This is a genomic window from Prosthecobacter sp. Pr1, assembly GCF_057652315.1.
This window is the reverse complement of record NZ_JBYFBS010000010.1, coordinates 175,513-202,145: the sequence shown is the minus strand read 5'-3', so window position 1 is coordinate 202,145 and position 26,633 is coordinate 175,513. Positions and strand designations below refer to the sequence as shown.

Here is a 26,633-nt window from a genome sequence, read left to right as displayed (position 1 = left end):
GGTCGGAAGACATGGACTGGCACCGCATACGCTCTGATTTCCCCATCCTTGATCAGCAGGTGAATGGTCACCCGCTTGTCTATCTGGACAGTGCGGCCAGCAGCCAGAAGCCGCGTGCGGTCATCCAGACGCTCTCGCGTTACTACGAGCGTGACAACGCGAACGTCCACCGCGCCCTGCACGAACTGAGCAACCGTGCCACCGAGGCCTTTGAGGCGTCGCGGAAAAAAGTGGCACGTTTCATCGGCGCGGCGTCGGAGGACGAGATCATTTTCACCCGTGGCACCACCGAGGGCATCAACCTCGTCGCGAACACCTGGGGCACTCAGAATCTGAGGGCAGGGGATGTCATCCTCATCACCGGCATGGAGCATCACAGCAACATCGTCCCGTGGCAGCTGCTCGCCCAGCGCACGGGCGCGACGCTCAAATACATCCCGGTGCTGGATGACGGCACGCTTGATTCCGCCGCCATCGAAACCTTGCTCACAGAGCAGGTGAAGCTCTTCGCCTTCGTTCATATTTCCAATTCTCTCGGCACCATCAATCCCGCCAAGGAACTCCTTGCCAGGGCCAAGGCCCTCGGCGCGGTGACGCTGCTGGATGGCGCGCAAAGTGCGGGGCACATGCCCATCGATGTGAAAGATCTGGGCTGCGACTTCTTCGTTTTCTCCGGTCACAAGATGTGCGGCCCCACCGGCATCGGTGTGCTGTATGGCCGCATGGCCCTTCTGGAAACCATGCCGCCCTGGCATGGCGGTGGCGAGATGATTCTGGCGGTCACCATGGAGAGCAGCACCTACAAGGCGCCGCCGCATCGTTTCGAGGCGGGCACACCCGACATTTCCGGGGTCATCGGTCTCGGTGCCGCCATTGATTATCTGGAGGCCATCGGCCTCGAAAACATCCAGCGCCACGACCACAATCTGGCCAACTACGCCGTGCAGCGCATGAGCGAAGTGCCCGGCATCCGCATCCTCGGCCCGCAGAACGGCCACCGTGGCGCGCTCGTTGCCTTCCATCTCGATTTTGCGCATCCGCACGACCTTGTCGAGTTCGCCAACAGCCACGGCGTGGCCATGCGCGGCGGGCATCACTGCACCCAGCCGCTGATGAAGCGCTTCAAGGTGCCCGGCACCACCCGCGCCAGCTTTTATTTTTACAACACGCTCGAAGAGATCAATCGCCTCGTCGAAGTACTGCTCCTCGCGCGTAAGTTCTTCACCTGACCATGCTCTCTGACGACCTCCGCGACCTCTACCAGCAGGTGATCCTTGATCACTCCCGGAATCCGCGCAATCACGGCGAACTCCCGCCGCCCTGCCTGCACGCCCATGGCGACAATCCCTCCTGCGGCGACGAGATCGACGTCTGGGTGCGGGTGGCCGACAACGGCAACATCGACGACCTCAAATTCACCGGCCAGGGCTGCGCCATCAGCCAGGCCAGCGCCTCGATGATGACGCAGAAGATCAAAGGCAAGTCCAAGGACGAAGCCGCCGCCGTGCGCGAAGACTTCCGCCGCGTGGTCATGGGTGACGGCACCCCTGCCAATGAAGACGCCCTCGGCGAACTCATCCTCCTCGAAGGCGTGCAAAAATTTCCGCAGCGTGTGAAGTGCGCGATGCTGGCGTGGCGTGCGCTGGAGCAGGCGCTGGAAAGCAAATAGGCCATGCCTGAACTCCCCGAAGTTGAAACCGCTCTGCGCGGGGTGTCGCCGTACGTGATCGGCAAACGGGTTCGGGAGGTGATCGTGCGGGACAAGCGGTTGCGCTGGCCGGTGCCGGACACGATTCATGAGCTGGAAGGATGCCGGATTGAGACGGGCACGCGCCGGGCGAAGTACCTGCTGTTTGGCACCGCCAAAGGCACGCTGCTGCTGCATTTGGGCATGTCGGGAAATCTGCGGGTGCTGCCGGCGGACACGCCGTTTAAAAAGCACGATCATCTGGCCATCACGCTGGAGGGCGGCAAGCAACTGCGCCTGCATGATCCGCGTCGTTTTGGGGCCGCGCTCTGGATTGAGGGGGATCCCATGGAGCATCCGCTGCTTAAAGACCTCGGTCCTGAACCACTGGGGGATGAATTCACGGCAGAGCATTTGCAGGCTGCCTGCAAGGGCAAGACGGCTGCGATCAAGCAGGTCATCATGGATGCGCATGTCGTGGTGGGCGTGGGCAACATCTACGCCAGCGAGGCCTTGTTCATGGCCGGCATCAATCCACGGCAGGCAGCCGGAAAGGTGACGAAGCCGAAGCTTGGGAAACTCGTGAAGGCCATCCGCGAGGTGCTGGCGGCTTCCATCGAAATGGGAGGCACCACGCTGCGGGACTTTGTGAACGAGAGCGGCGAGCCCGGCTACTTCAAGCTGACGCTGCGCGTCTATGATCGGGCGGGCGAGCCCTGCCGCGTCTGCAAAACGGAGATCAAGCGCATCGTCCAGGGGCAGCGCTCGACGTTCTTCTGCCCGAAATGCCAAAAGGGATCGTGACTTTTTGCGGCCTTCTGGCATTGCTGCCTTACCACCAGCCATGTCCACGTCCTTACCACCGCTGCGCAGCACTCACGATCTGGAACGCATCCTCGAATTTGAATTCGTGCGTGCCACGGAAAACGCGGCCCTGCAGGCCATTCACTGGCTTGGCCGGGGTGAAAAAGAGCTCGCGGACGGGGCCGCCTGCAGCGCGATCTATGGCGTCTTCGACATCCTCGACATTCGTGGCGAGGTGGTGATCGGAGAGGGGATCAAGGACAATGCGCCCGGCATCTTCGTTGGCGAACACCTGGGCACCTGGCGCGATGGCACACCGCGCTTCAACATCGCCCTCGATCCCATCGACGGCACCAGCAACATCGCCAAAGGCCTGCCGAACAGCATTTCCGTCATCGCAGCGGCGCAGATTCCTGACGGTGCGCCGTGCGCCATGAAAAGCATTCCGAGCTTCTACAGCCACAAAATCGCCTACGGGCCGGCGGTGAAGAAGGCGCTGGAGGGCGGCGGAGACCGCTGCTTCCTCGACATGCCGCTGCATGAGGTCATCAGCTTTGTGGCCCAGGCCTTGGGCAAGCGTGAACGCGACCTTGTCGTTTCCACCATGGATCGTCCGCGTCATCATGAGATCGTCGAGGAGATCCGCCGCTCAGGCGCTGCATTGAGAATGGTGACGGATGGTGACATTGCTGCGGCGGTCGCGCCCTCGATGCCGGAATCCAACTGTGATCTCTACGTGGGCATGGGCGGTTCTCCCGAAGGCATTCTGGCCGCTGCCGCGCTGAAATGCCTCGGTGGCGACATGCAGCTGCGCATGTGGTTTCACGATGAAGCCCACCGCGCCGAAGTCGCCGCGTACACGCCTGCCGCTGAGATGGAGCAGGTCTTCCGCGTGCATGAACTCATCGTGGGAGAGAGCGCCTTGTTTTGCGCCACAGGCATCAGCGACAGCCCTTTGCTACCCGGCTGCCGTCTCGTCGGGCACCGCGTGGAAACGCATTCCATTTTGATGCGCTCACGCAGCGGCACGGTGCGCCGCATTCACGCCACGCATGATCTGGACCGCAAGGTGGTGCCGCTCCGCGCTTAACCGGCGCAGATGCAAATCTCCCGGCGGTTGCCAGCAAGCTGCGTGGCAAACACGGGAGCCGGGGCGAAGTCGCGGATGGTGTCAATGAACTCGTGGGCGCGGTCTTCGAGGGCAGGGGTGTTGAGCTTGATCGTGAGGATCAGCCGCCGTGCCTGCACCGCGTCTTGAATGCGTTGAATCTCGGGAATGACCAGCGGCGGGGCGAGATTGATGTCGCACAGCAGCAGGGCCACTTCGCGTGGCAGGGCGGTGAGATTGAGCCGGCCTGCGGCGGTGCGCCAGTGGTCGAACCGGACGCCTTTGGCCTTGGCCAGATCGAGCACGCGCGGGTCCATTTCACCGGTATCAATGCCGAGGACGTTCATGCCGCGCTGGATCAGCGCATAGGTGGCGCCGCCGGGAGCGCAGCCGAGATCGAGGGCGGTCTGCCCGCTCAGATCAAGCTGATCCCAGCCACGCCAGGCGAGGGCTTGTTCGAGCTTGAGCCAGGCGCGTGAGGGGACATCGGCAGGCAGCGCGATGCGGGGCAGCCCGCCGGGATGCGTGTGCATGCCGGGCTGGTGCTCGTGGCAGCCGAGGAAAAGAGGTTCTTCCGGAGTCTCGCCAACGATGACATCGAGAATCAGATCGCCTTGAGCGATGGCAGGGGCGGTTTCGAGGGCGATGCCTGCTTGTGCAAGTGCGGCGGTGATTTCAGCGGTGAGTGCGTCGATGCGCTGCCAGGTGGCGGCTTCCACGCCGTCCTCCGCCGTGATGCGCGGGAAGACGTGCAGGCGCAGGGGCTTGCTGCCGGGGCTGCGGGCGTGCTCGACCAGTTCGGCCAGCGTTTTGCACAGGCCGAGGGAGATGCCGCTGACGCGCGCAAAGTGGCTCAGGTTCTTGGGCGGGCTGAAGCCTGGATGCTTCACCTTCCAAGTGATGAACTGCGGCTTCATGAACGCAGGCGTGAGTTCACCGACGAAGTGGCTGGCGATGTCTCGCTTGAGCGTGGCTTCAGATCCGGCCCGGCAGGTGGTGAAACGAAAAGGTGTGTTCATGAATGGGAAAAAGAAAGGCGGAGCCAAGGCTCCGCCCTTCGTGGTGAGATGTGGTGACTAAAATTTACTCAACGCCTTTCCAAGCTCCGAAGCTGGCACCTTCGGTGATCCACTTCTTGATGAGGTCGATGTTGGCCGGAGTGACACGATCGCCTTTGCCTTCAGGAGGCATGGCCATGTCGTCGGTGTCAGGGAGGGCCATGGTCTTCACCAGCCAGCTGGCGTCAGGCTTGCCGGCCACGACGTTTTCATCCGGGTATTCTTTGCCGCCTTTGATGATGGCTGCAGCGCTGTCGAGGCGAAGGCCGCCTTTGGGCTTCTTGATCTTGCCATTGTCTTCATGCTCCTTCTCATGGCACTTGAAGCAGCTCTCCTTCAGGATGGGGAGGATTTGCTTTTCAAAGTCCACTTTGCCGGCGTCCTGGGCGCTGGTGGTGGAGGTGACGGAGACGCCGAGGGCAAGCACGGCGGCAAGGGTGAGGGCGAGGGTGTTTTTCATGATTGTGGTGTGACGTAGCAACGGACAAAGATGTTCGCGGGATTTTTTGCGGTCAAGCAGCAACCCGGAATGGATCGAAGCCGATTCACAAAAGTGAGGCAAGGTAAATATTTCGGTAGCCTTAAATAATTTCGTCTGCCACAATTACCAGATTGTTGTCATGAGTCGTGCCGCTGCTGCCTCCCGCCCCCCTCGCGCCCGATCTACGGACGAGAAGGAAAGCCCGTGGAATGATGTTTTCGGCATCCTGTTGCTGATGCTGGCGGCCATGCTGCTGCTGGCTCTGATCTCGTATGATCCACGCGACATGCCGTCCTGGTCCTTCCTCGCGCTGTCGGAATCTTCCGGGGACACGACGCATAATTTTGTCGGCCGCATTGGCGCGCTGGTGGCGGGGCACATGCTCTGGCTCATGGGCTTTTCGGCCTATCTGCTGCCCTTCAGCATGACGTGGTTTGGCGTGTGCAAACTGCACTCCAAGATGAAGATCACCCGCGCCGCCTGGCTGGGCGTGGCCGTCATGATCATCAGCGGTGCCGCGCTGCTGGAAGTGCAGAGCCTGCTCAGTGAGCGGGATCATTTCACCCCATTGGGCGGTTCGGGCGGGCTGGGCTATGTCATCGGCGGCACCTTCCTGAAGCATCTGCTTGGCAAAGTGGGGGCCACCTTGGTTCTCGGCACCGTTTACATGGGCGGACTCTTCCTTGTGACCGGCCAGCATCCGCTGACGGTGATCCAGAACATTCGTTTGGAACTGACACGCTGGAAGGCTGAGCGTGAGGCGCAGCGCCTGATCCAGGAAAAGCTGGCAGAGGAAGCGGCGAACACCATTCCTGGCACCGTGACGCCCGTGCCGGAAGGGCTGCGCCGGAAGAAAAAGGACAAGGGTACGGAGCTGCGCGGGGACACTCCTGCAACTGCGGCCACCAACATGGAGCTGCCGCTCAAGTTTGATCCGCCACCGCCGAAAATCATCGACTCCTCCGTGTCCCGTGCGCATGAGGACCGCAGCGACAAGCCGAAGCTGGCCGAGGTGTGGGAGCAGAAGCGTGCGCAGAAGATGGAGCAGGCGCCGCATGGCTCGCTGGGAAATCTCACCAAGCTGTTCAAGGACTACAAGCTGCCCTCCATGGAGCTGCTGAAATGGCCTGAGGAGACGCACCGTGCTCCCACGGACAAGAGCGAGCTGCTTGGCATCCAGGCCACCATCGTCAAAGCGCTGGCGAGTTTCGGCATCAGCGTGGAGCCGGGGGACATCACCCGTGGCCCGGCCATCACCCGCTACGAAGTGCGTCCCGTCGATGGTCTGCGCGTGAGCCGCATTGCGAATCTGGATGCGGACATCGCCCGTGCCACACGCGCCGAGCGCATCAACATCCTCGCGCCAATTCCTGGCAAAGACACCGTGGGCATCGAGCTGGCCAACTCGGAGAAGACCATCGTGCCGCTGCGCGAACTGCTGGAGGACGATGTGTTCGTCAACGGCAAGTCCAAGCTGCCCGTCGCCCTTGGCAAGGACGTGTATGGCAAGACGATCATCGGCGATCTCGCGGCCATGCCGCATCTGCTCGTCGCAGGTGCCACGGGCAGTGGTAAGAGCGTGTGCATCAACAGCATCATCACCAGCCTGATCTGCCGCTTTGCGCCGGATGAGCTGCGCTTCATCATGATCGACCCGAAGGTCGTGGAAATGCAGAACTACGAGGAGCTGCCCCATCTGGCGCTGCCGGTGGTGACAGATCCCAAGAAGGCGCTGCTGGCCCTGCGCTGGGTGGTCAAGGAGATGGAGAACCGCTACCAGATCTTTGCACAGGAAGGCTGCCGTAACTTCGAAGCCTTCAACAACCGCAATATCAAACGCAAGGCCGAGGCAGACGCCGCCCGTGCCGCGCGCAATGCCGCTGCCGCCGCAGCTCCACCTGCAGCCACCGTTTCTGCCAAGGCGAAGACCAAGGCCGGAGTGGATGACGCCCGTGTCTCCGCTGCTTTCGCCGAGGAGGCTGCGCAGGAAAACGAAGCGCCGAAGACCGCTGAGGTCGGTACCGTGGACGGAGATAACGAGAACAACGAATTGCGCGATGCCAGCGGCACCTGGCTGGGTGACTCCCAGGCGCCACCGCCGCGCAAGCAGGAGGTCATCATTCCTGACACCATGCCCTACATCGTCGTCATCGTGGACGAGCTGGCAGATTTGATGCAGACCGCGCCTGCGGACATCGAAGTGGCCATCGCCCGCATCACCCAGATGGCGCGTGCCGCCGGCATTCACCTCATCGTCGCCACACAGACACCGCGTGCGGACGTCATCACCGGCGTTATCAAGGCGAACATCCCGACTCGTATCGCGTTCCAGGTGTCCTCGGCGCTGGACAGCCGCGTCATTCTTGACCGCAAAGGCGCGGAGAATCTCGTGGGTAAAGGGGACATGCTTTACGTGCCGCCCGGCGGTGCGCAGCCGATCCGCAGCCAGGGCGCGCTCGTCACGGATGATGAAATTCACGCGCTGGTGCAGCATTGCGTCGCGCAGGGCAAGCCGGTCTTCGATGTCAAAGTCGATGACGAAAGCGGCGAATTTGGTGATGACGATGACATGGGTGAAGACGGCGTCAGCTCCGACGAACAGGAATGCCTGGAGAAGTGCCTGGAAGTCATCCGTCAGGAAAAGAAAGCCAGCACCAGCCTGCTGCAGCGCCGCCTGCGCCTCGGCTACGGCAAAGCCGCGCGCATGATCGACATCCTCGAAGACCGCGGCATCATCGGCCCCGGTGAAGGTGCCAAGCCGCGTGAGATTCTGGTGCAGATGGACTGAGGCCGGAGTGCCTCAATGACTGTGGGGTGGCGGTGGGTGGATTCGGGCGAATTTTGGACAGGATTAACGGGATTTCAGAATTTCAGGATTAACCCAATCCGCTGCATCGGCTAAACGACTCGGCTTTGAGGACGCGATCTCGAATCACGGCGCCTTAATCCTGTCTCATTCTGTTCATCTTGTTAATCCTGTCTGAATCGGCCGACATGGCTACAGGCCAATCTTTTCGCCCATCGCGCGAACCACCCTTGCGCAATCCGGGCCGCTGGCGAGAATCGACCCATGCCTGACCACGCAGACTTCCGCACCCTGTTCACCAGCCTCAAGGCCGAGATGCAAAAAGCCATCGTCGGCTACGATGAACTCCTCAGCGATGTGCTGGTCGCCATCTTCTCCGGTGGGCATGTGCTGCTGGAAGGCGTTCCGGGTCTCGGCAAAACCTACCTCGTGCGTACGCTCTCGCAGGTGGTCGGCTTGGAGCCCGGTCGTGTGCAATGCACGCCCGACCTGATGCCGGCGGACATTCTCGGCACTCACATCGTCGGTGAAGACGAGAAGGGCCGCCGCACGCTGCGGTATGAAAAAGGCCCGGTGTTCAAGAACCTGCTGCTGGTGGATGAAATCAATCGTGCCACACCCAAGACGCAGGCCGCGCTGCTGGAGGTGATGCAGGAGCGCTGCGTGACGACGGGTGGCGAGCGCCATCTGGTGCCGGAGCCTTTCCTGGTGCTGGCCACGCAAAACCCCATGGAGATGGAAGGGACCTACCCGCTGCCCGAAGCGCAGCTCGACCGCTTCATGTTCAAGATCAAGGTGCCGTTTCCAGATCTCGATTCGCTCGTCGAAATCTCCCGCCGCACCACCGGCTTCACCGAGCCGAAGCTGGCGACGATGACCGACGGGCCGAAGCTCATCGAACTGCAGCAGATGCTCTCCAAGATTCCTGTGGCCGATCCTGTGGCCCATTACGCTTCGCGGTTGATTTTGAGCAGCCATCCCGAGCAGCCCGATGCGCTTCCTGAAGTGAAGCGCTATGTCTCCTACGGAGCCAGCCCGCGCGGTCTGCAGGCCCTCATTCGTGGAGCCCGCGTCTGGGCCGCCATCCAAGGCGCCACCGCCGTCTCCACGGACGATATCCGCGCCATCGCCCACGTCTCACTGCGCCACCGCATCATCCTGAACTTCGAAGGCGAAGCCGGTCAGGTGAAGGTGGACGACATCATCACCAAGCTGCTCGATCAGGTGAAGACACCGGCTCAGCAGGCAGCGTGAGGAAGGCGGGTTGTCACTGTTGCGATCTTTGTTGGCGGTAGAACGCCCGCCGCCTGCGCCAGCGCCACAGGGCGTCACTCATCGCGCTGCACAGCATGACAAACCAGATCAGCAGACCTGCGCCCACCATGCAGACATTCACCGTGAAATTGGGGGCCTCACCGTCATTCAAAATCACAAAATCCTCGGCCAGATTCATGTTCAGCTTGGCCAGTCGGGCCCGCATGAAAAGGTCGTAGAGGATGCCGTAGCGGGTCAGGCCGGTGATGTCCTGCCGCATGAACAGTTTGTCCGCCTGCTGTGAAGCGACATCGACTTTCTTCTTTATCGGGGCCGCCGACTTGCTCAGGGCCTTCAAGGCGGACGCGACGGCTTGATCCTCCGTGGACAGGAGGATGTGGACCGGTGCATCCCTGGATTCTCCGATGGGCCGTATGGGAATAAAAACTTCAGCGACTCTTCCCAGCCGTGCCTTGTAGGCCGCCTCCACCAGACTTATCTGCGCGTCTTTCAGCGTCATCCATTCGGCATTGGGCTTCTTGGCAAGGTAGTCGGCCACCGTGATCTCCAGCGGTTCTGGGTTCTTCAGCGCCACATAGACACCCTGGCCGCCGATGATCAGCAGGGCCAGGATGGCCATGTAACCGAGGAAGCCCAGGCTGGTGAAGCCCGCCGGGCGGTGCAGAGAGCGGATTTTCATGCAGGTATCTGCTTTCCAAAATAATCTTAGACAGTGCAAGGGATATTCTTGTCATGCCTGAAAAAATCTGCTTCAAGATTGCTGCTGTATTTCTCATGAACACCTCCTCATCAGCGCCCGCGACGGCCAATGACTGGACTCAAGCAGACAGCAATCACTACCTCAGCCAGCCATTGCTCGACAAAGGACGCCCGATGTCTGGGACGGAAGGCATGAGCATCCAGCAGATCGAGGACGATGTGCTGCGCGGAGGCGCTTCAGAATCTTCCGCTACAATTTTTCCATTATCATCATGATGACATTCTGCTGTGGTTGCTGCGTATTTTTGTCCTGTTGATTCCGTTGAGTATCTTTGCAGCAATCGCGAGCGTGGAGCACACTTCTCGTTAAGATTGCCTGATCTGATCCCTCGAATGCCCGACACCCTCGACCGCGAAGACTTGTTTGATGCCTCCTTTCTGGACCGGCTGAGGGTGCTGGCGCTGCGCCTGCGCAAACGGCGGCAGTTGATGCGGCGGGGTTCGCAATCGACCTCCGCCACGGGCTTCACGCGGGAGTTCAAGGACTACCGCCACTACACGCCGCGTGAGGACTACAGGGCCATCGACTGGCGTTTGTATGCGCGGCTCGACAAGCTCTTTGTGCGTCTCTACGAAGAAACGCAGGAGCTGAACCTGCACATCATGCTGGACACCAGCACCTCCATGGCGCAGCCGTTTCCGGAGAAGCGGCGGCAGGCGCTGCGCTTCGCGGTGGCGCTGGCCTATCTGGCGCTGAGTGCGCAGCAGCGCGTGAGCTTGTACTCGATGAGCAGCGGTGTGCATCAGGAACTGCCGCCTCTGCGCGGGCAGGGGAACATTGAAAAAGTGATCCAGGCGGTGCTGAAGCTGAAGTTTGACGGCCTCACCGACATGAAGCGCTGCTTTGAGGAATTCCGCCCCAGCAAGCAGCGCTACGGCATTATCTTCATCATCAGCGACTTCTTTGGCCGCGAGATCGGCAGCGCCACGGAGGCTGTAGCCCGCGTGGCGGCATGGCCGGGGGAAAACCACTTTCTGCAGATCGTGCACCCCGATGAAAGGCAGCCGGGGATCGAGGGCGAACTGGAGCTGACCGAGGTCGAAACCGGCGAGCGCCGCCGCTTCTGGCTGACCAAGCGCGATGTGCAGCGCTATGTGGAAACTTTTGACGCCTTCGTGGGCAACCTCGCCAGTGAATGCGCCAGCCACAGTGTGGATTTCATGCAGGTGACGAGTGACGAGGCCTTTGAGGAGCGCTTCCTGGACCTGCTCGTGCGTGGTTCGGCGCTGGCGGGCGGGGCGTGATCGCATGGATGGAGGATAGGCCTCTGGCCTGTCAATGGATCGAGGCGTCCCGCCTTTGATTCAGATCAGAACTGAGGCGAGACGCCCCAGGCCGTAGTCAGGCCGGAGGCCTATCCTCCCGCGCTTGGCAACCGTCATTCCTATGCTCTCATGCACGCATGAACTGGCCTGTGATCAAAGCGGTGGGACTCCTGGTGGGGTCGAATATTTTCATGACTTTTGCCTGGTATGCGCACCTGCGGGATTTGAAGGCCAAGCCCTGGTTCATCGCCGCCTTCATCAGCTGGGGCATCGCGTTTTTTGAATACATGCTCCAGGTGCCTGCGAATCGCATCGGCAGCACGGCGCTGACGCTGCCGCAGCTCAAGATCATGCAGGAGGTGATCACGCTGATGGTATTTGTACCCTTTGTGGTGTTTTACATGAAGGAGTCCCTCAAGTGGGATTACCTCTGGGCGGCCCTCTGCATGTGCGGGGCGGTGTACTTCATTTTCCGCAAGTGACCCGCTTCACGGAGAGCTTTTTGGGGGCACGCCTCGGCGATCTCGGATCTTGGACTGTCCGGCTGCTCAGCTTGGGCTTTTACAAGCCCGATTCGGACTCATGGGAGGCGATTGGGATCGGTTTTTTCGTTCTAATCGCTGCTGTCGTTTATTGGAAATTGTGAAAAGAACGGCACATTATTATTCACATATTCACATTTAAATTGTGAAGATGTTTAACAAATGTTAAGCAACTCATCATTCCCATGTCCACCGCGAACCTGCGCAGACATCTCCATGAGACCCGCAATCGCCCCGCCGGGATCAACAACCGGCGCGATGTGCAGCGGGATCGCTACCTGCTGCTTTTGAAGCGCTGGATTGGTGGTGCCGTGCTCGCTCCGGCCTGCCTGGTGACGGCCATTACGCTGATCATGATGCTCTGGCGCGCGGTCTCCCGCATGGACTTCCTGAAGTCCGAGGAGTTCATCTTTTTCACTTTTGGCGGCATCGTCTGGGCCGTGGCCTATCTGGCCGGGGTGCGGCCGGTGACGGCGTATGTCTTTGGCCATGAACTCAGCCACCTCATGACGGCACGGATGTTTGGCGGGCGCATCTTTGACTGGAAGGTCAGCGCCGAGGGCGGCTACGTGGAGACGGACAAGTCCAACACCTGGATCACGCTGGCTCCCTATTTGATCCCTTTTTACACGCTGATCATCATGCTGGTGTTCGGGCTGGTGGGGCTGGCGCTGGACATGCAGCAGTCGCATGACGTGCATCTCTTGAAATGGACGGTGCACCTGAAGCCCATGCGCTTTCTCTACGCGCTGGTCGGGCTGACGTGGTGCTTTCACGCCACCTACACGGTCAAAACGGTGATCGCCGAGCAGGGGGACCTCAAGCGGAATGGCGAGTTCTTCTCCATGATGCTGATCTTTCTCATCAATGCCTTCCTGCTGATCGCGCTGTTTCTCGCCTCCTCTCCTGCACCCGGCCTGGGTTTCATGGAAGTGGCGCGCTGCTGGTGGTCGGTGGCATCAGGGATGGTCGGCTGGCTGTGGCATCTGGTGTTCTGAGCTGCGGCTGGACTTTGCCCGCTTTTCGGTCAATGAACGCTGCCCATGCCTGAAGATCCTGATGTCCTCTCTGTGACCCAGCTCACGCGCGAAATCCGCGACGTGCTGCAAAGCCGCATCGGCAGTGTGTGGGTGGAGGGGGAAATCAGCAACCACCGCCTGCAATCCTCCGGGCATCAATACTTCACGCTGAAGGATGCCGGCGCGCAGCTCAGCTGCGTGATGTTTCGCGGAGCCGCCGCACGCAGCAGCGCCCGCATTCAGGACGGCGCGCTCATGCAGGTGCATGGCGAGATCAGCGTGTATGAGCCGCGAGGGCAGTATCAGATGGTCGTCAAACAAGTGCAGGCGAAGGGCAAGGGCTCGCTGCAGGAGCGGTTCGAGGCGCTGAAGCGCAAGCTGCATGCTGAGGGCCTGTTTGATGCGGAGGGCAAGCGTGCCATCCCGCGCTTTCCGCGCATCGTCGCGCTGGTCACTTCACCGACGGGTGCGGCCATTCAGGACATGCTGAACATCCTCACCCGGCGTGCACCGTGGGTGCGCGTGCTTGTCTTTCCTGTGCGCGTGCAGGGGCAGGGGGCCGAGATGGAGATCGTGCGGGCGCTCAAAGTCCTGGGCGATGCCGAAAACTTTGGCCTCCCGGTGCCGGACACCATCGTCGTGGGCCGTGGCGGCGGCAGCTTGGAGGATTTGTGGTGCTTCAATGAGGAGGTGCTTGCCCGTGCCATCGCCGACTGTCCCATCCCCGTCATCTCCGCCGTCGGGCATGAAATCGATTTCACCATCGCCGACTTCGTGGCGGATCTGCGTGCGCCCACTCCCAGCGCGGCGGCGGAACTCCTCGCGCCTGACAGCACCGAATTGCAGCGGCATTTCGACAGCATCGCCCGCACCCTGAAAGCCCGCGTGGGCACCCTGCTGGAGCATCATCAGCACGTGATCGAGCTCACGGCCAAAGGCCCGCTGCTGCATGCGCCGGACCGTTTGCTGCAGCAGGCGGAGCAAAACATTGACGACCACGAAGCGCGCCTGCGTGAAACCCTGCGCGAGAAGTTGCAATCCTGGACCGATGACCTCACGCAGAAGCAGCATATTCTCGCCGCGCATCATCCCCGCGTGCAGCTCACCGAAGCCGTGCACCGTGCGGAAACGAGTGGGCGCCGCCTGCAGCAGGGCCTCCAGCATCGGCTGGACCGTTTGGCGGACCGGCTGCAATCACGCGCCGAGTTGCTGAAGCACATCGGCCCGCAGGCCGTGCTCGCCCGTGGCTTTTCCTTCGCTACGAATGTGGAGGGGAAAGTACTCAAGGATGCAGCTGAGGTGAAGCCGGGGGATGAGATCCTGACGCGGCTGGCGCAGGGGACGGTGAGGAGCGTGGTGAAGGAGTAGGGAAGAAAAGATTTCCACCGCAGAGTTAGGAACGCCGCAGAGGTCTTCAGAGAAAGTACTCGTGAGCTTTAGCTCACTTTGGGAAGCTCCGCGCCTTCCAGAACGAACTAAAGTTCGTGAGTACTTTGCTTCGCCGCAGAGTTTCTTCAGAACAGATCTCTGCGGCGTTCCAGCCTCTGCGGTGTAAAAATCTGTGCTTCTTACCGGGGAAGAATCGCCCCAGTCGCTGCGTAGGTAGATCATGCTCTCACGCCGCTCCATTCTTCACCGCTCCGCCTACGGCATCGGCGGTATCGCTCTGGCCACGTTGCTGAGGGACCAGAACCTGCTTGCCAGTCCGGAGCAACTCGGGCCCAAGCATTTCGATTTGAAGCCCAAGATGCCGCACGGCTTTGGTCAGGCGAAGGCCATGATCTCCATGTTCATGCAGGGCGGGCCGAGCCACATGGATCTTTTCGATCCCAAGCCCGAGCTCACCAAGTACGACGGCAAGGATTTTCCCGGCGAAGTGAAGTACGACGATGCCGCCGGCGCCAGCCGCGAGTGCATGGGCAGCCCGTGGAAGTTTAAAAAGTACGGCCAGAGCGGCATGGATGTCAGCGAACTGCTGCCGCACTTCTCCAACATCGTCGATGACGTCACGCTCATCCGCTCGATGCACACGGGCGTGAACAATCACGGCCAGTCCATCTACGCCCTGCTCAATGGCCAGGTCACAGGTGGCCGGCCCACACTGGGGAGCTGGCTCACGTATGGACTCGGCTCGGAAAATCAGGACCTGCCCGCCTACGTGGCTCTCACCGATCCTCGCGGACTGCCTGTGCTCGGCGTGGACAACTGGAGCAACGGCTGGCTGCCTTCGCTGTATCAGGGCACCGTCATTCGTCCCAAGGAGCCGCGCATTCCGAATCTTGATGCCCCCCTCAGCCTCAAGGGCGATGCCCAGGCCCGTTACCTCAATTTCGTGCAGCGCCTGAACAAGGAGCACCTCGAAGCCCGTCCCGGCGAGGCCGATCTCGAAGCGCGCATCCAGAGCTTTGAACTCGCCGCGCGCATGCAGACGGCGGCCAAGGAAGCGCTGGACATCGATCAGGAAAGCGCCGCCACCAAGAAGCTCTACGGCCTCGACAATCCCGCCGCCGCCGAGTTCGGCACGCGCTGCCTCATCGCCCGCCGCCTCGTCGAGCGCGGTGTGCGCTGCGTCTCGCTCTTCACCGGGAACCAGACCTGGGACAACCATCAAAACATCCGCACCGCTCTGCCTGCCGCCTGCCAGTATGTGGATCAAGGGGCCGCCGCGCTCGTTATCGATTTGAAGCAGCGCGGCTTGCTGGATACCACCATCGTCCACTGGGGCGGTGAGATGGGCCGACTGCCCGTGATTCAAAACCGCTCCGGTTCCAAGGACCGCAGCACCGTGGGTCGCGACCACAATACCTACGGCTTCAGCATGTGGGTCGCCGGCGGCGGCTTCAAGGCTGGCCACATCCACGGTGCCACCGACGACTTCGGCCACCATGCCGTGAAGGACATCGTCAATCACTACGACTACCACGCCACCCTCCTCCACCTTTTCGGCCTCGACGCCAAGCAGCTCAGCTACCGCCGCAACGGCACCGAGCAGGTGCTCGTAGAGAATCCGCAGGCGCGGGTGGTGAGTGAGATTTTAGCGTGAGGGGGGCGGTAGACTATTCCTATTAATCAGGATTCTTCCTGGTTGCTCCGATCATACTTCGTCAGAATGTGAGAAAGCCGAACGTCTTCGGGATCAGCTTCAGGCAGCGTAAACGTTCCGGTCCAGCGATTGGTGAAAATGGCTGGCCCTGTGGAGTTCATTTCGACAAGCTGATTCTCCTCCGCATGAAGGCGAAGAAGCGGCTGATTCTTCGAATTTGGTGGGTCAATCGGAGACATAAAGGACTCAATATAGATTTCCGAGCGCTTGCCGGTGCTAGAAACGAATGTTCAAAACAGGATCAGTCTCGCATGAAGCCACGATCTCATTGTATCGCGTCAGGATGGACACCAGCGTGGCTTTGCACTCGCCCGCTTTGAAGAAGCTGCGCTCGTAAACATTGGCCGTGAGAAACTGGGTCGCATCAATCACGTCCATGCGATCTTTCCATTCAGTGTTCTTGAGAAGATAAGCCGCCCCTTCAACTCCATCCGCAAGAGTGACGATGAGAGGCCTGAGCCCTGCCTGGATGTTCTTGGCTGCCTTCCGAATCAGAGCCTCGGAAGGATGCGTTGTGACATGGATGGCCACACCGTTGACTTCAAAGTCTGCCACTCGATCTGTGGAATGGTCGGCCACGGAAAAACCGTGGTGCGATGCCACTCCCGTGCCTAGAACAATGTCGAGTTTGGCCCCGACCAAATGCTGAAGCATTGCCCCAACAAAGTTTGCACCACCCGAGTTTTTCTGAATATCCGCCGCCTGTTCAAAGATGTCGGAGAGATTGGCTGCGACGGATTTTTCTTCGTCGTATTGGAACCTTACTCCATGGATAATCAAATCCTCCACTCGGCGCATTGCCTGCATTTCATCCTCGTTGAGCAATGACTGATGGATCCCGTGCTGCTTTAAAATTGAGGCCGTCACGTTGGCAACACGATCAATTCCTCCCATAGACAAGCTGGTCACTGCATCGAAGGGCAGGTGGATCCGCAGGTTCAACATGGCGTTAGATGGGTGTTAAGCGGCTGCAGCCCATGACACTTGTGGCACAAGCCGTTCCTTGCGTTCAAATGACAGCGGTCCTGCGATGGGATCGGTGTGTATTTCGTGGAAGGGCTTTTCTCGAAAGTTCTTCACTACAAAGAGGAAGAATCGATCCTTCAATTTGATGGCGGTTTCATACTCTTTGTCAGTTAGTGAAAGCCAGCCGCTTTGATCGGCCATGCCTTTGACTTCAACAGCTTTAAACTTGTCTCCCGTTTTAGGCCAAAGGCGAAAGTCATAACCGCAGCCGTGGGTGGTAGTGTCCTCCAGTTCGCAATCTTCGAACTCTGCCAGTGTTGAATGCTTTGCCTGGAAATATTGCTCGGCGGCTCTGCCTGTAATCAGGCGCTTTGCGAAGCTTGTTGGAGTCAAGTCTTCTTCATTGCGCTGGCTGCTGTCGGTGTCTGATTCAGACGTACCTACAAAGGTTGCCACGAGTTTAGCGAAATCCCCCAGAGCTAAGTCGCGGTACTGCTCTTCCAGCTTCATGCAGTAATCTCGGCGTTTGCGGTTTCGCCAACCAATTCGAGCGTTGGGGAAAATTGGATCAAACTCATCACGGTAGTTCTTGATGGATGCTGGGCGTCCTCCCAAGCCATAGCCCAGAGCATTAAATGCTTCAGTAAAGTTGTCGAATCCGAGGGATGTGAGAGCGGTTTGATCGAATTTGGAAAGGAACAAGCCCGCTAGGACTTGCTTTTCCCTCGACCCAATTTGATTCGGATTCAGAATCATCTGCTCTTAGAAGACTCCTTCGTTGAAACTATCGAGATACATCTCCCACTTTTTTTCATCAAGGTCATTGGCCCAGACCGTAGTCCAGCCCTCTTTGTCCAGCCCCATTCTCATGAGGCCGATCCCGGCGAAAAACTCAGCAGCGCGTTTTGGCATGACCTGATCCTGACGCAGGCAGCCTCATATGACAACTGCGGATCGCATCTAGGCAACTTCCGTCGGCTGTTCTTCGTCCGGGCGTCGGACCTGCCTCCCCCCACAAACCTTACACGCTTGTAATGCTCCAGTAACACAAAGGGCATGCGTGGGGTGCTTTGATGGCGGTGGAAATCGATCCACCTAACACAAATCCATGAACCCCATTGATACTCCTATGAAAACTTCATCCTCCAACCAGTCGTTTTGGAAGCGCACGGCCGTACTCGGTTCTGTGTGTGTCCTGAGCGCTTCGCTGGTGGCCTTCACGTCTGCGAAAGACGGGGCGGGCACCAAGGCGGAGCCGCTTCGCATTCAGGTCAGCGATGCACCGCTGTCCACCGCAGCCCGGGGCTTCCCGAGCTTTGCGCCCATTGTGAAAGCCGTAGCACCCAGCGTGGTGAAGATCTCGGTCTCGAGCGAGGCCAAGGTCAGCCAGATGCAAATGCCCGAAGGCTTCGACCTGCGCCGCTTCTTCGGCCCGGGCTTCCTGATGCCTGAGGAATTCCAGCAGCAGCGCGGTCCGCAGCAGCGGCACATGCCCAAAGAACAGGGCGTGGGCTCCGGCATCATCGTGACCAAGGACGGCTACATCCTCACCAACAACCACGTGGTGGATAACGCCAGCACGATCAAAGTCAGCCTGACCGACGGACGCGAGTTCAACGGCAAGGTGATCGGCCGCGATCCGAAGACCGATGTGGCTGTGGTCAAGGTGGAGGCCCAAGACCTGCCTGCCATGGCTTTTGCCGACAGCGACAAGATCGAAGTCGGTGACATGGTGCTCGCCGTGGGGCATCCGTTTGGCATCGGCCAGACGGTGACCAGCGGCATCGTCAGTGCCAAAGGTCGCGCCACTCTGGGCCTCGACTATGAGGACTTCATCCAGACGGATGCAGCGATCAATCCCGGCAACTCCGGTGGTGCGCTGGTGGACGTTGAAGGCCGCCTGATCGGCATGAACACGGCCATCCTGAGCCGCAGCGGTGGCAACCAAGGCGTCGGCTTTGCAGTGCCTACCAACCTGGCCCGCTGGGTGATGGAAAGCCTCGTCAACACAGGCCGCGTGGAGCGTGGTTTCCTGGGCGTGAACATTCAGGACCTGACTCCGCAGCTGGCGCAGCAGTTCAAGCTGGACGCTGCCAAAGGTGCGCTGGTGTCCGGCGTCTCGCCTGACAGCCCTGCCGAAAAAGCGGGTGTGAAGAGCGGCGACGTGATCACCGACTTCAATGGCAAGCCCGTCACCGACAGCCGTCATCTGAAACTGCAGGTGGGCTCCACCACCCCCGGTGCCGCAGTGCCCATGAATGTGCTGCGCGATGGCAAGACCGTGACTCTCACCGTGACCGTCAAGGAACTGCCCGGCGACAAGCTGGCGGACGCCACTCCTGCCGCAGGCAATGAGGATGACGCCCTGCATGGTGTCGGTGTGGCTGACCTCGACCAGGCCACGCGTGAGCAGCTCAAGGTGCCCTCCCACATCAAAGGCGCCGTGGTGGCCTCTGTGGAGGAAGATTCCGTGGCCTATGATGCGGGCCTCCGTCAGGGCGATGTGATCCTCGAGATCAATCGCCAGCCCGTGAAGAACGCCGAGCAGGCCACCGCCCTGTGCGAAAAGCCTGCGACCAAAGTCACGCTGGTGAAGGTCTGGAGCCGTGCAGGCACCCGCTTCATCGTCGTGGATGAAAGCAAGGCCGGCTGATGTGTGTGGAATCGAGGAAGCCCGCCCTGGTGCGAAAGTGCTGGGGCGGGTTTTTTTTCCGAATAAACATGCGTGGATTTGCAGCGTAGCATGCTGCGCAGAACTGAACCTCAGCAATCAAAAATCGATTGCTCGACAATCGTCAATTTTCCGGGTGATGGCGTGTTGGGCGTGCGTGATTGACGATTGTCGAACAAGGATTGTTGATTGTTGAAGTAAGTACGGCCTGCGCCGCATCAGTGGACAACCCCACCCATCACAGCTAATCAATCATAAGCACTCCCCCGCCTGCCATGCGCATTTTAGTGATCGAAGATGACAGCAAGATCGCCTCGTTCATCGTGAACGGACTGAAGCAAAACGGCTTCGGGGTGGATGCTGCCGCCGATGGCGAGCAGGGGCTGGATCTGGCCTGCACCGTGACCTACGACTGCATCGTGCTGGACCTGATGCTGCCCAAGCTCGATGGCCTCTCGCTGCTGCGGCAGCTGCGCAAAGAGAAGGTCAATACGCCGGTGGTCATCCTCAGTGCCAAGGCCACGGTGGATGATCGCGTGAAGGGCCTGCAGGCCGGTGGCGATGACTACCTGACGAAGCCCTTCGCTTTTTCCGAGCTGCTGGCCCGCGTGCAGGCGCTCATCCGCCGCGCCACGCATGTGGTCGAGCCGACGACACTCAGCGCCGCGGGGGTTACCCTTGATTTGCTGTCGCGTGAAGTCAGGCGCGAGGGACGCAGCATCGAGCTGCAAAGCCGGGAGTTTGCCCTGCTGGAGCTGCTGATGCGCACGCCGGGCCGCGTCGTCACCAAGACGATGATTCTGGAGCATGTGTGGGACTACAGCTTCGATCCGCAGACGAATGTGGTGGACGTGCTGGTGCATCGCCTGCGTGCCAAGCTGGACAAGGACTTTGAGGTGAAACTCATTCAAACCATTCGCGGAGTCGGCTATGTCCTCAAACCTGTTTAAGCACTGGGGGCGCAGCTTCGCCGTGCGGCTGACGCTCGGCTATGCGGTGATTTTCACGCTCAGCGCGGTCGTGCTCTTTGGGCTGCTCTACGTGCTGCTGGCCTCTGCTTTGGAGCGCAAGGACCGCGAGGTCATCGACGCGCGGCTGAAGGAATGCGCCGCCGTGTATTCCAGCGGCGGACTGTCTGCGCTGCGCAATCTGGTGAAACTCAACAGCACGGATGAAAGCAAATCGAAGTCCTTCTTTGTGCGCGTCACGGGCAATCTGGGTAGCGTGCTGTTTGTGAATGTTCCCAACGACTGGCTGCAGGCGGATGCGGCTTCACTGCAAACGCAGAACGACAACGAGCGCTCTGACTGGCTGCGCATTCCCAAAGATGACGAGAGGGATCTCACCGTCGCCACCGCCCGTTTGTACGATGGCTCCATCCTGCAGGTGGGTCGCAGCACCAACAGCCGCGAGACCGTGCTGCAGCCTTTCCGTCGCAACTTCCTGCTGGTGATGACGCCCACGCTGCTGCTCGCCGTTCTGGGCGGTGCCTACTTTGCGCATCGTGCCACCCAGCCGGTGCGGGAGGTCGTGGCCACGGCGCGCACCATTTCAGACACTGGGGACTTCTCCGCCCGCGTGACCGCTTACGCCAGTCAGGCCGAACTGGAGGAACTGGCCACCGAGTTCAACCGCCTGCTCGACAAGAACCAGTCGCTCATTCAAGGCATGCGTCATGCGCTGGACAATGTGGCGCATGACCTGCGCACACCGCTGACCCGCCTGCGCGGCACCGCCGAGGCCGCCGTGCAGACCACGCCTGATCCCGTCGCGCGCGAGGCGCTGGCCGATTGCGTCGAAGAATCCGACCGCGTGCTCACCATGCTCAAGGCGCTCATGGACATCAGCGAAGCCGAGGCCGGCATGATGAAGCTGCACCGCGAGCTGACGTCCATCCCTGCGCTGCTGCAGCAGGTGATCGAGATGTACGACCTCATCATCGAGGAGAAACACATCAGCATCACCACCGACTTCGCGCCCGACTGCCAGGCCTCCGTGGACCCCACCCGCATGAGCCAGGCCTTCGCCAACCTCCTCGACAACGCCCTCAAGTACACGCCCGAGGGAGGCAAGGTGCATCTGGCCTGCCGGGCGGCTGAGAACACCGTCACGGTCACCATTCGCGACACCGGCATGGGCATCCCCGTCACCGATCAGCCGCACATCTGGGAGCGTCTCTATCGTGGTGACAAAAGCCGCACCCAGCGCGGCCTCGGCCTGGGGCTGAGCTTGGTGAAAGCCATTGTGGAAGCGCACCAAGGAACCGTGGCAGTGACAAGTGACGCGGGGCAGGGGGCGGAGTTTGTCATCACCGTGCCGCAGATCCCGCTGGGGTGAGGGGGACGTGGGTTGACAATGTGTATGGTATAGTTTACACATTGCGGAATTAACGATGTCGTCTTCATGCTGAAGCCTGGAAAGTACGAAATACTGACTTTGCCGCCCTACCGCGAATGGGTGGACTCGTTGGACTGGAAGATTCAGCAACGTGTGCTGCTGCGAGTAGAGCGCATGCGAACAGGTCAGTTCGGTGACTGCAAATCGATTGCCTCAGGTTTGTATGAACTGCGTATGTTCTTTGGTCCTGGGTATCGCGTTTATTTTGGAGAGCACGATGGCAAGACTGTCATCATTCTCGCGGGAGGGGACAAATCGACGCAAAGCAAAGACATCAAAAAGGCCAAGGAATATTGGCGAATGCATTTGGAGAGCTTGCTATGAACCGACACGTCAAACGACAGCAACCACCCATGCCAACCCCCATGAAAACGATCAACAAAACTGATTACATTCCGCACGATGAAGTGTGGTTAAAACACCTGAGCGACCCCAAGCGCGCCAATTACGCGATCAAACTCGCCTTGGAAGAATTCGAGCAGGACAACGATGTCGATCTGCTGCTCAATGTGCTGCGCCTTGTCGCGCAGGCCCAAGGCGGTCTGGCTTCCCTGGCACGCAAAACCGATGTCAGCCGCCAAGCCCTGCACGAAGCACTCTCACCGCAGGGAAATCCACGCCTGCGGACCTTTCAAAATGTCCTCGGCTCCATGGGCCTGCGCATGAGCGTCAAACCGATGCGTACTCCAGCAAAGCGCGTCTCAAAGTCTGCGGCTTGATTCTGCCAAAGCGGGAATCACGATATGAAAAAGAAGCCACATCAACGCGCCAGCGATGCCGTTGAAATTCTGCATCGCCGTCTAGTGGCGGGCAAGCCGGAAAGAATGGCCGAACTGGAGCAGATTCGCGCCGATGATGCCGTCGCACGCAAAATCCATGATCTGCGCGTTCAGGCGGGCCTTTCTCAGCGAGCTTTTGCGAAACTGGTGGGAACCACCGCTTCCGTCATCTGCCGCTTGGAAGACGCTGATTACGAGGGGCATTCACTGGCGATGCTCAACCGCATTGCCGCAGCATTCCATCGTCGCGTCGAAATTCGTTTTGTTCCGTTGCGCAATGCCAAGCCCGCTGGCGTTCGAACCTCGCGTTCTGCGGCTTGAGTTTATCAGCTCGTGAGGCCGAGGGATTTTGGACTTTAATCTTCAATCGAAGATGGTGCGCGATACAGGGTTCGAACCTGTGACCCCTACCATGTCAAGGTAATGCTCTACCACTGAGCTAATCGCGCGAGTCCGGGGGCGAAGTCTATAAACGGCCTCGGAGGATTGGGCAAACGGTTTTTGGCAAGGAAATCAACTGTTGTTCACCTGCTTGCGCACCGTGGTGCCCTGATTCATCAAATCGTCCCGCTCCAAACCGGTGAGCCGGGTGATGGAACGCAGCAGCCAGAGCAGCAGGCCGAAGGTCACGCCCATGAGGGGAATGCCGATGACGAGGAAGCCGCTCCAGTTCAGGCGGCCGATGGCCTTGGTGTATTCCTCGCTGCCGGGGGCTTTGTCTCCAAGCAGGTAGATGGCGAGGGCAAAATTGGAGATGGAGGAGAGCATCATCGTGCCAGCCATGCCCCAGGAGGCTTTTTTGAGCAGTTGCGCGAAACTGTGGTGCTTCTCCGGGGTGTCGAGCGCCTGATGCAGGGCGTGCTGGTTGATGACCTGCGGATTGAGCAGCATCTCATTGATCAGCGGCTTGCCCCAGCGATGGCTCAGCGGAAAGGCGATGCCGAGGAAGATGGGGAACATGGCCTCCTTGGCGGCAAACCACACGGCGTTCAGATTCCACAGGCCCAGCACCCCGGTGATGATGACGGCGATCAGGCCGAGTACGGAGAAGAAGTTCAGCCCGCGCTTCTGCATGAAGCACCAGATGCCAAAGCCCAGCGGCAGCAGCAGCGCCACGATCAGCGCCCACAGCGGACCCAGCCGGTCCGGCGCGCTGAGTTTTTCCAAGGCGATGGACGGCAGGATGACGGTGAGTGCGAGATCGAGAAGGGGGTGAGGCTGTTTTTGGGTCACGGGGAACTGTGGAATGATGAAGGTGGAATGTCGAACGGAATGGGCTCGTCCTCGATCTTGGCGCTCCATTCTCGGCCATGGCGAACGCGGGGAGCAATCACTGCAAACTGGGAACTGAAAATTGGAAACTGAAAATTGGCGGAGCGGGAGGGGGATGGCCTGGAGATACGATCAAGGAGAGAATGCACGATACACCACTCCGCCTCTGACCAATTTGCAATTTTCAGTTCCCAGTTCGCAGTTTTCAGTTTCTCGATTCCGCATTGGCCAGCGGGCGTTCCATGATCGAGGACGAGCGTGCGCGAAGCTCTCTTGACCTCGTTCCGCTCCGTTTTACGCTCTCCTTCCACACATTTCCATGGTCGCCACCACCGCCCCCAGCCTTACCGAAGAAATTCTCCGTCTCAAAAAAGAACGCAATGCCGTGATCCTGGCGCACAATTACCAGGACAAGGCCATCCAGGAGATCGCCGACTTTGTGGGGGATTCCCTCGGCCTGGCCTACAAGGCGAAGGAGACCGAGGCGGACGTGATCGTCTTCTGCGGCGTGCATTTCATGGCGGAAACGGCCAAGATCGTGAACCCCGGCAAGATCGTGGTGCTGCCGGATGCCAATGCCGGCTGCTCGCTGGAGCAGAGCTGCCCGGGGCCGCAGCTTGAGGCTTTCCTGAAAGCGAACGCCGCCAAGAACTACTACGTGATCGCCTACATCAACTGCAGCGGCCACGTGAAGGCGCTGAGTGACTGCATCTGCACCAGCGGCAATGCCGACAAGATCGTGGAGGCCGCTCCAAAGGACCGCCCGATCCTCTTTGTGCCGGATCAGAACCTCGGCTCATGGGTGATGGAGCGCACGGGCCGCAAGATGGACCTGTGGAAAGGCGCCTGCTACGTGCATGTGGAGTTCACCCGCGACAGCATCCAGCAGATCAAAGACGAGTACCCGGATGCCAAGGTCGTGGCTCACCCTGAATGCACCTACGCCGTTCGCATTCTGGCGGATGAAGTGTGCAGCACGGAGAAGATGGTGGGTTACTGCCGCAACAGCCCCGCGAGTGCTTTCATCATTGTCACTGAAAGCGGCATGCTGCACCGCCTTGAACGAGAAGTGCCCGGCAAGAAATTCATCCCCGGCCCAACGGGTCACTGTGCCTGCGCTGACTGCCGCTACATGAAGCTCAACACCCTGCAAAAACTGCACGATTGCCTGCGCGATCTGACGCCGCAGGTGGAGATGCCGGAAGACCTGCGCAAGCGTGCGGAGAAGCCGATTCTGCGGATGCTGGAGCTGAGCCGGTAAGGGGAAAAGTGATGCGGGCACTCTTGCCCGCTGTTGAGAGCCTTCTTTGCAAGGCAGGAGTGCCTGCATCACTTTAACGCCACCAGCTCGGCAAATCCGTCATCGTGTCCTTGAGAATGCTGCGGATGGCCACGCGCTCGGCAGGCGGGAGGTGGGCGTGCTGGGCATCGGGCTGCTCGCGGAGGTAGAGGGCCATGTGGTAGTAGACGCGCTCCTTGAGCTCCTTGGGGGCGGCTTTCCAGGTGTCTGTGTAGAGCATGTAGCTGCAGCGGTGTTTGAACATGCGGGTCTTCAGATCGAGATCCTTGAGCGACAGGCCGGTCTTCGACACTTTGCGGTCGCGCAGGAAATCCTGCACGTAGGCGGGATCTCCCACGATGCCTTTGGCGGGGAACTTGGCTTCATCCGCAAAGGTGATGTAGCGCGCGAGTTCCTGGGCACGTTCCTCGATCTCCGCCTTCGCCGCAGCGCCCAGCATGCCTTTGCCCTCGCTCTTGAGCTGGCGCACGGTGTAGATGGCATAGACCAGCCGGTTTTCGAAGCCCATCTGGTGCTCGTTCGTGAGGTTCGGCAGGATGTCGCTCGTGGGCAGCAGGTGCAGGCTGAGGTCGGAGAACTGCCCGGGATTCACGGAGGTGATCTCGTTTTTCCCGTTGTTAGGGATGCCCATGACGTTCGCCCGGTTGTTGGCGATGTTGTGCTGGCCGGTGAGATGCCAGCCGCCGAAGCGGTCCTCCAGCGGGATCTGATGCCCCTGCACATCCCGGCGGTAAGTCTCCAGGCTTGATCCTGCACGCGAGACCAGCAGAGATTCCGCGATCAATCCTGGCAGCCTCCGCGTGGCATTGCCCGCATGGCAGTTCATGCACTTGGTGGAGCGCGTGACATTCGGCACCGGGCCGCCGGGGCGCAGGCGGTCGAAGACATAGAACATGGGGCCCATCTCCGGGTCTGCGGCGATGATCTCCACCAGCCCGCCGGGCACCCAGCCGATGTAGGTGTCCTCATTGAAGTACAGGGCGCGTGGGTTGCGCGGATTGATGATCTCACTTTGCAGCGAGCTCGCGGAGAACACCATGATCTGCGAGCTGACCGGGATGTTCAGCGCCGCCAGCAGGCTGGCGAGGAAGGCCTTGTCACTCGTGGTGTCCAGCTTCATCTCCCCCTTCTGCGCCTTTTCCTGCAGCTCGGCAAAGCGGTCCTTCGGCTTCCATTCGAGGTAGGAATGCGGCGGCCCTTTGAAATCGATGATGCGTGGCTCCTTCGTCTCCGCTGCCGGGGCGGCGGAGATTGCTAAAAACAGCAGCATCGTCAGGAATCGGGAACGCATCATGCTCTATACGCTTGCGATGTTACCCAAATCGCAGCAGACAACCACA

At 60.0% G+C, this 26,633-nt stretch carries 27 protein-coding genes and 1 tRNA gene; 19 read left to right on the top strand and 9 right to left on the bottom strand.

The genetic code is table 11. The features are described 5' to 3' along the window. Positions 1 to 11 precede the first annotated feature (11 nt). Genes AC24GY_RS17530 through AC24GY_RS17515 form a run of 4 tightly spaced genes read left to right on the top strand, consistent with a single transcriptional unit; the run spans position 12 to position 3,581 of the window. A complete protein-coding gene (locus AC24GY_RS17530) occupies positions 12 to 1,229 on the top strand; it encodes a cysteine desulfurase (RefSeq protein ID WP_487685767.1) in 1,218 nt (405 codons plus the stop codon). Between the two features lie 2 nt (positions 1,230 to 1,231). After that, positions 1,232 to 1,669 carry a Fe-S cluster assembly sulfur transfer protein SufU gene (gene sufU / locus AC24GY_RS17525; RefSeq protein ID WP_487685764.1) on the top strand — a complete coding sequence of 146 codons (438 nt, stop codon included), beginning with the start codon at positions 1,232 to 1,234 and terminating at the stop codon, positions 1,667 to 1,669. Positions 1,670 to 1,672: 3 nt separating this feature from the next. Further along, positions 1,673 to 2,491: a bifunctional DNA-formamidopyrimidine glycosylase/DNA-(apurinic or apyrimidinic site) lyase gene (gene mutM, locus AC24GY_RS17520; protein ID WP_487685761.1), complete on the top strand. Its 819-nt coding sequence runs from the start codon at positions 1,673 to 1,675 to the stop codon at positions 2,489 to 2,491. A 40-nt stretch (positions 2,492 to 2,531) separates the two neighbouring features. Continuing rightward, the gene (locus tag AC24GY_RS17515; protein ID WP_487685759.1) at positions 2,532 to 3,581 is read left to right on the top strand and encodes a class II fructose-bisphosphatase family protein; all 1,050 of its coding nucleotides are present in this window, start codon (positions 2,532 to 2,534) and stop codon (positions 3,579 to 3,581) included. On the opposite strand, the gene AC24GY_RS17510 is transcribed toward AC24GY_RS17515, so the two are convergent. Both AC24GY_RS17510 and AC24GY_RS17505 read right to left on the bottom strand, forming a co-directional pair. Next, on the bottom strand, positions 3,578 to 4,618 hold the full coding sequence (locus AC24GY_RS17510) for an SAM-dependent methyltransferase (RefSeq protein ID WP_487685756.1): 1,041 nt from the start codon (positions 4,616 to 4,618) through the stop codon (positions 3,578 to 3,580). The genes AC24GY_RS17515 and AC24GY_RS17510 overlap by 4 nt on opposite strands. 64 nt (positions 4,619 to 4,682) lie before the next feature. Then, positions 4,683 to 5,117, bottom strand: a complete 435-nt coding sequence (locus tag AC24GY_RS17505; protein ID WP_422319974.1) for a c-type cytochrome domain-containing protein — start codon at positions 5,115 to 5,117, stop codon at positions 4,683 to 4,685. Positions 5,118 to 5,277: 160 nt separating this feature from the next. On the opposite strand from AC24GY_RS17505, the gene AC24GY_RS17500 reads away from it, so the two are divergent. Continuing rightward, a complete protein-coding gene (locus AC24GY_RS17500; protein ID WP_487685753.1) occupies positions 5,278 to 7,926 on the top strand; it encodes a DNA translocase FtsK in 2,649 nt (882 codons plus the stop codon). Between the two features lie 282 nt (positions 7,927 to 8,208). After that, a complete protein-coding gene (locus AC24GY_RS17495; protein WP_422315699.1) occupies positions 8,209 to 9,198 on the top strand; it encodes an AAA family ATPase in 990 nt (329 codons plus the stop codon). Positions 9,199 to 9,211: 13 nt separating this feature from the next. On the opposite strand, the gene AC24GY_RS17490 is transcribed toward AC24GY_RS17495, so the two are convergent. Then, positions 9,212 to 9,898, bottom strand: a complete 687-nt coding sequence (locus AC24GY_RS17490; protein ID WP_487685749.1) for a hypothetical protein — start codon at positions 9,896 to 9,898, stop codon at positions 9,212 to 9,214. Between the two features lie 53 nt (positions 9,899 to 9,951). Between AC24GY_RS17490 and AC24GY_RS17485 the strand changes: the two genes are divergently transcribed. The 6 genes from AC24GY_RS17485 to AC24GY_RS17460 all read left to right on the top strand — a co-directional run bounded on the left by AC24GY_RS17485 (position 9,952) and on the right by AC24GY_RS17460 (position 15,848). Next, complete coding sequence (locus tag AC24GY_RS17485; RefSeq protein WP_487685745.1) at positions 9,952 to 10,194, top strand: hypothetical protein; 243 nt, start codon at positions 9,952 to 9,954, stop codon at positions 10,192 to 10,194. Between the two features lie 117 nt (positions 10,195 to 10,311). Then, entirely contained in the window at positions 10,312 to 11,223 is a 912-nt protein-coding gene (locus AC24GY_RS17480; RefSeq protein WP_487685742.1) for a DUF58 domain-containing protein, read from the top strand. Positions 11,224 to 11,381: 158 nt separating this feature from the next. Further along, positions 11,382 to 11,726 carry a DMT family protein gene (locus tag AC24GY_RS17475; RefSeq protein ID WP_487685739.1) on the top strand — a complete coding sequence of 115 codons (345 nt, stop codon included), beginning with the start codon at positions 11,382 to 11,384 and terminating at the stop codon, positions 11,724 to 11,726. Between the two features lie 245 nt (positions 11,727 to 11,971). After that, complete coding sequence (locus AC24GY_RS17470; protein ID WP_422315708.1) at positions 11,972 to 12,784, top strand: hypothetical protein; 813 nt, start codon at positions 11,972 to 11,974, stop codon at positions 12,782 to 12,784. Between the two features lie 45 nt (positions 12,785 to 12,829). After that, entirely contained in the window at positions 12,830 to 14,173 is a 1,344-nt protein-coding gene (gene xseA / locus AC24GY_RS17465; protein ID WP_487685736.1) for an exodeoxyribonuclease VII large subunit, read from the top strand. A 241-nt stretch (positions 14,174 to 14,414) separates the two neighbouring features. Beyond that, positions 14,415 to 15,848, top strand: coding sequence for a DUF1501 domain-containing protein (locus tag AC24GY_RS17460; protein WP_487685733.1), 1,434 nt, complete (start codon positions 14,415 to 14,417; stop codon positions 15,846 to 15,848). A 276-nt stretch (positions 15,849 to 16,124) separates the two neighbouring features. On the opposite strand, the gene AC24GY_RS17455 is transcribed toward AC24GY_RS17460, so the two are convergent. The 3 genes from AC24GY_RS17455 to AC24GY_RS17445 are packed head-to-tail and all read right to left on the bottom strand — an operon-like array spanning position 16,125 to position 17,786. Continuing rightward, entirely contained in the window at positions 16,125 to 16,853 is a 729-nt protein-coding gene (locus AC24GY_RS17455) for a DUF4928 family protein (RefSeq protein ID WP_487685730.1), read from the bottom strand. A gap of 15 nt (positions 16,854 to 16,868) precedes the next feature. Next, positions 16,869 to 17,630, bottom strand: coding sequence for a protein NO VEIN domain-containing protein (locus tag AC24GY_RS17450; protein ID WP_487685727.1), 762 nt, complete (start codon positions 17,628 to 17,630; stop codon positions 16,869 to 16,871). Positions 17,631 to 17,636: 6 nt separating this feature from the next. Beyond that, complete coding sequence (locus AC24GY_RS17445) at positions 17,637 to 17,786, bottom strand: DNA cytosine methyltransferase (RefSeq protein WP_487685724.1); 150 nt, start codon at positions 17,784 to 17,786, stop codon at positions 17,637 to 17,639. A gap of 217 nt (positions 17,787 to 18,003) precedes the next feature. Here AC24GY_RS17445 and AC24GY_RS17440 point away from each other — a divergent pair, with 217 nt between their 5' ends. The 6 genes from AC24GY_RS17440 (at position 18,004) to AC24GY_RS17415 (ending at position 23,042) form a co-directional block, all read left to right on the top strand. Next, positions 18,004 to 19,527 carry a DegQ family serine endoprotease gene (locus AC24GY_RS17440; protein ID WP_487685721.1) on the top strand — a complete coding sequence of 508 codons (1,524 nt, stop codon included), beginning with the start codon at positions 18,004 to 18,006 and terminating at the stop codon, positions 19,525 to 19,527. A gap of 293 nt (positions 19,528 to 19,820) precedes the next feature. Beyond that, the gene (locus AC24GY_RS17435; protein WP_422315716.1) at positions 19,821 to 20,495 is read left to right on the top strand and encodes a response regulator transcription factor; all 675 of its coding nucleotides are present in this window, start codon (positions 19,821 to 19,823) and stop codon (positions 20,493 to 20,495) included. Next, positions 20,476 to 21,882: a sensor histidine kinase gene (locus AC24GY_RS17430; RefSeq protein ID WP_487685717.1), complete on the top strand. Its 1,407-nt coding sequence runs from the start codon at positions 20,476 to 20,478 to the stop codon at positions 21,880 to 21,882. The genes AC24GY_RS17435 and AC24GY_RS17430 overlap by 20 nt, the downstream gene beginning before the upstream one ends. Positions 21,883 to 21,948: 66 nt before the next feature. After that, positions 21,949 to 22,266, top strand: coding sequence for a type II toxin-antitoxin system RelE/ParE family toxin (locus tag AC24GY_RS17425; RefSeq protein ID WP_487685714.1), 318 nt, complete (start codon positions 21,949 to 21,951; stop codon positions 22,264 to 22,266). 41 nt (positions 22,267 to 22,307) lie between these two features. Next, positions 22,308 to 22,661, top strand: coding sequence for a helix-turn-helix domain-containing transcriptional regulator (locus AC24GY_RS17420; RefSeq protein ID WP_422323476.1), 354 nt, complete (start codon positions 22,308 to 22,310; stop codon positions 22,659 to 22,661). Between the two features lie 24 nt (positions 22,662 to 22,685). Continuing rightward, positions 22,686 to 23,042, top strand: coding sequence for a helix-turn-helix domain-containing protein (locus tag AC24GY_RS17415; protein WP_422323478.1), 357 nt, complete (start codon positions 22,686 to 22,688; stop codon positions 23,040 to 23,042). A gap of 53 nt (positions 23,043 to 23,095) precedes the next feature. Here AC24GY_RS17415 and AC24GY_RS17410 read toward each other — a convergent pair. Both AC24GY_RS17410 and AC24GY_RS17405 read right to left on the bottom strand, forming a co-directional pair. Beyond that, positions 23,096 to 23,170, bottom strand: a tRNA-Val gene (locus AC24GY_RS17410). Positions 23,171 to 23,234: 64 nt separating this feature from the next. Further along, positions 23,235 to 23,954 carry a VC0807 family protein gene (locus AC24GY_RS17405; protein WP_487685710.1) on the bottom strand — a complete coding sequence of 240 codons (720 nt, stop codon included), beginning with the start codon at positions 23,952 to 23,954 and terminating at the stop codon, positions 23,235 to 23,237. Positions 23,955 to 24,312: 358 nt separating this feature from the next. On the opposite strand from AC24GY_RS17405, the gene nadA reads away from it, so the two are divergent. Beyond that, positions 24,313 to 25,254 (top strand): quinolinate synthase NadA, encoded by a 942-nt coding sequence (nadA, locus tag AC24GY_RS17400; protein ID WP_461527056.1) that lies wholly within the window; start codon positions 24,313 to 24,315, stop codon positions 25,252 to 25,254. Positions 25,255 to 25,327: 73 nt separating this feature from the next. Here the strand turns inward: nadA and AC24GY_RS17395 are convergent, their stop codons facing one another. Further along, on the bottom strand, positions 25,328 to 26,587 hold the full coding sequence (locus tag AC24GY_RS17395; protein ID WP_487685707.1) for a hypothetical protein: 1,260 nt from the start codon (positions 26,585 to 26,587) through the stop codon (positions 25,328 to 25,330). Positions 26,588 to 26,633: the final 46 nt, after the last annotated feature.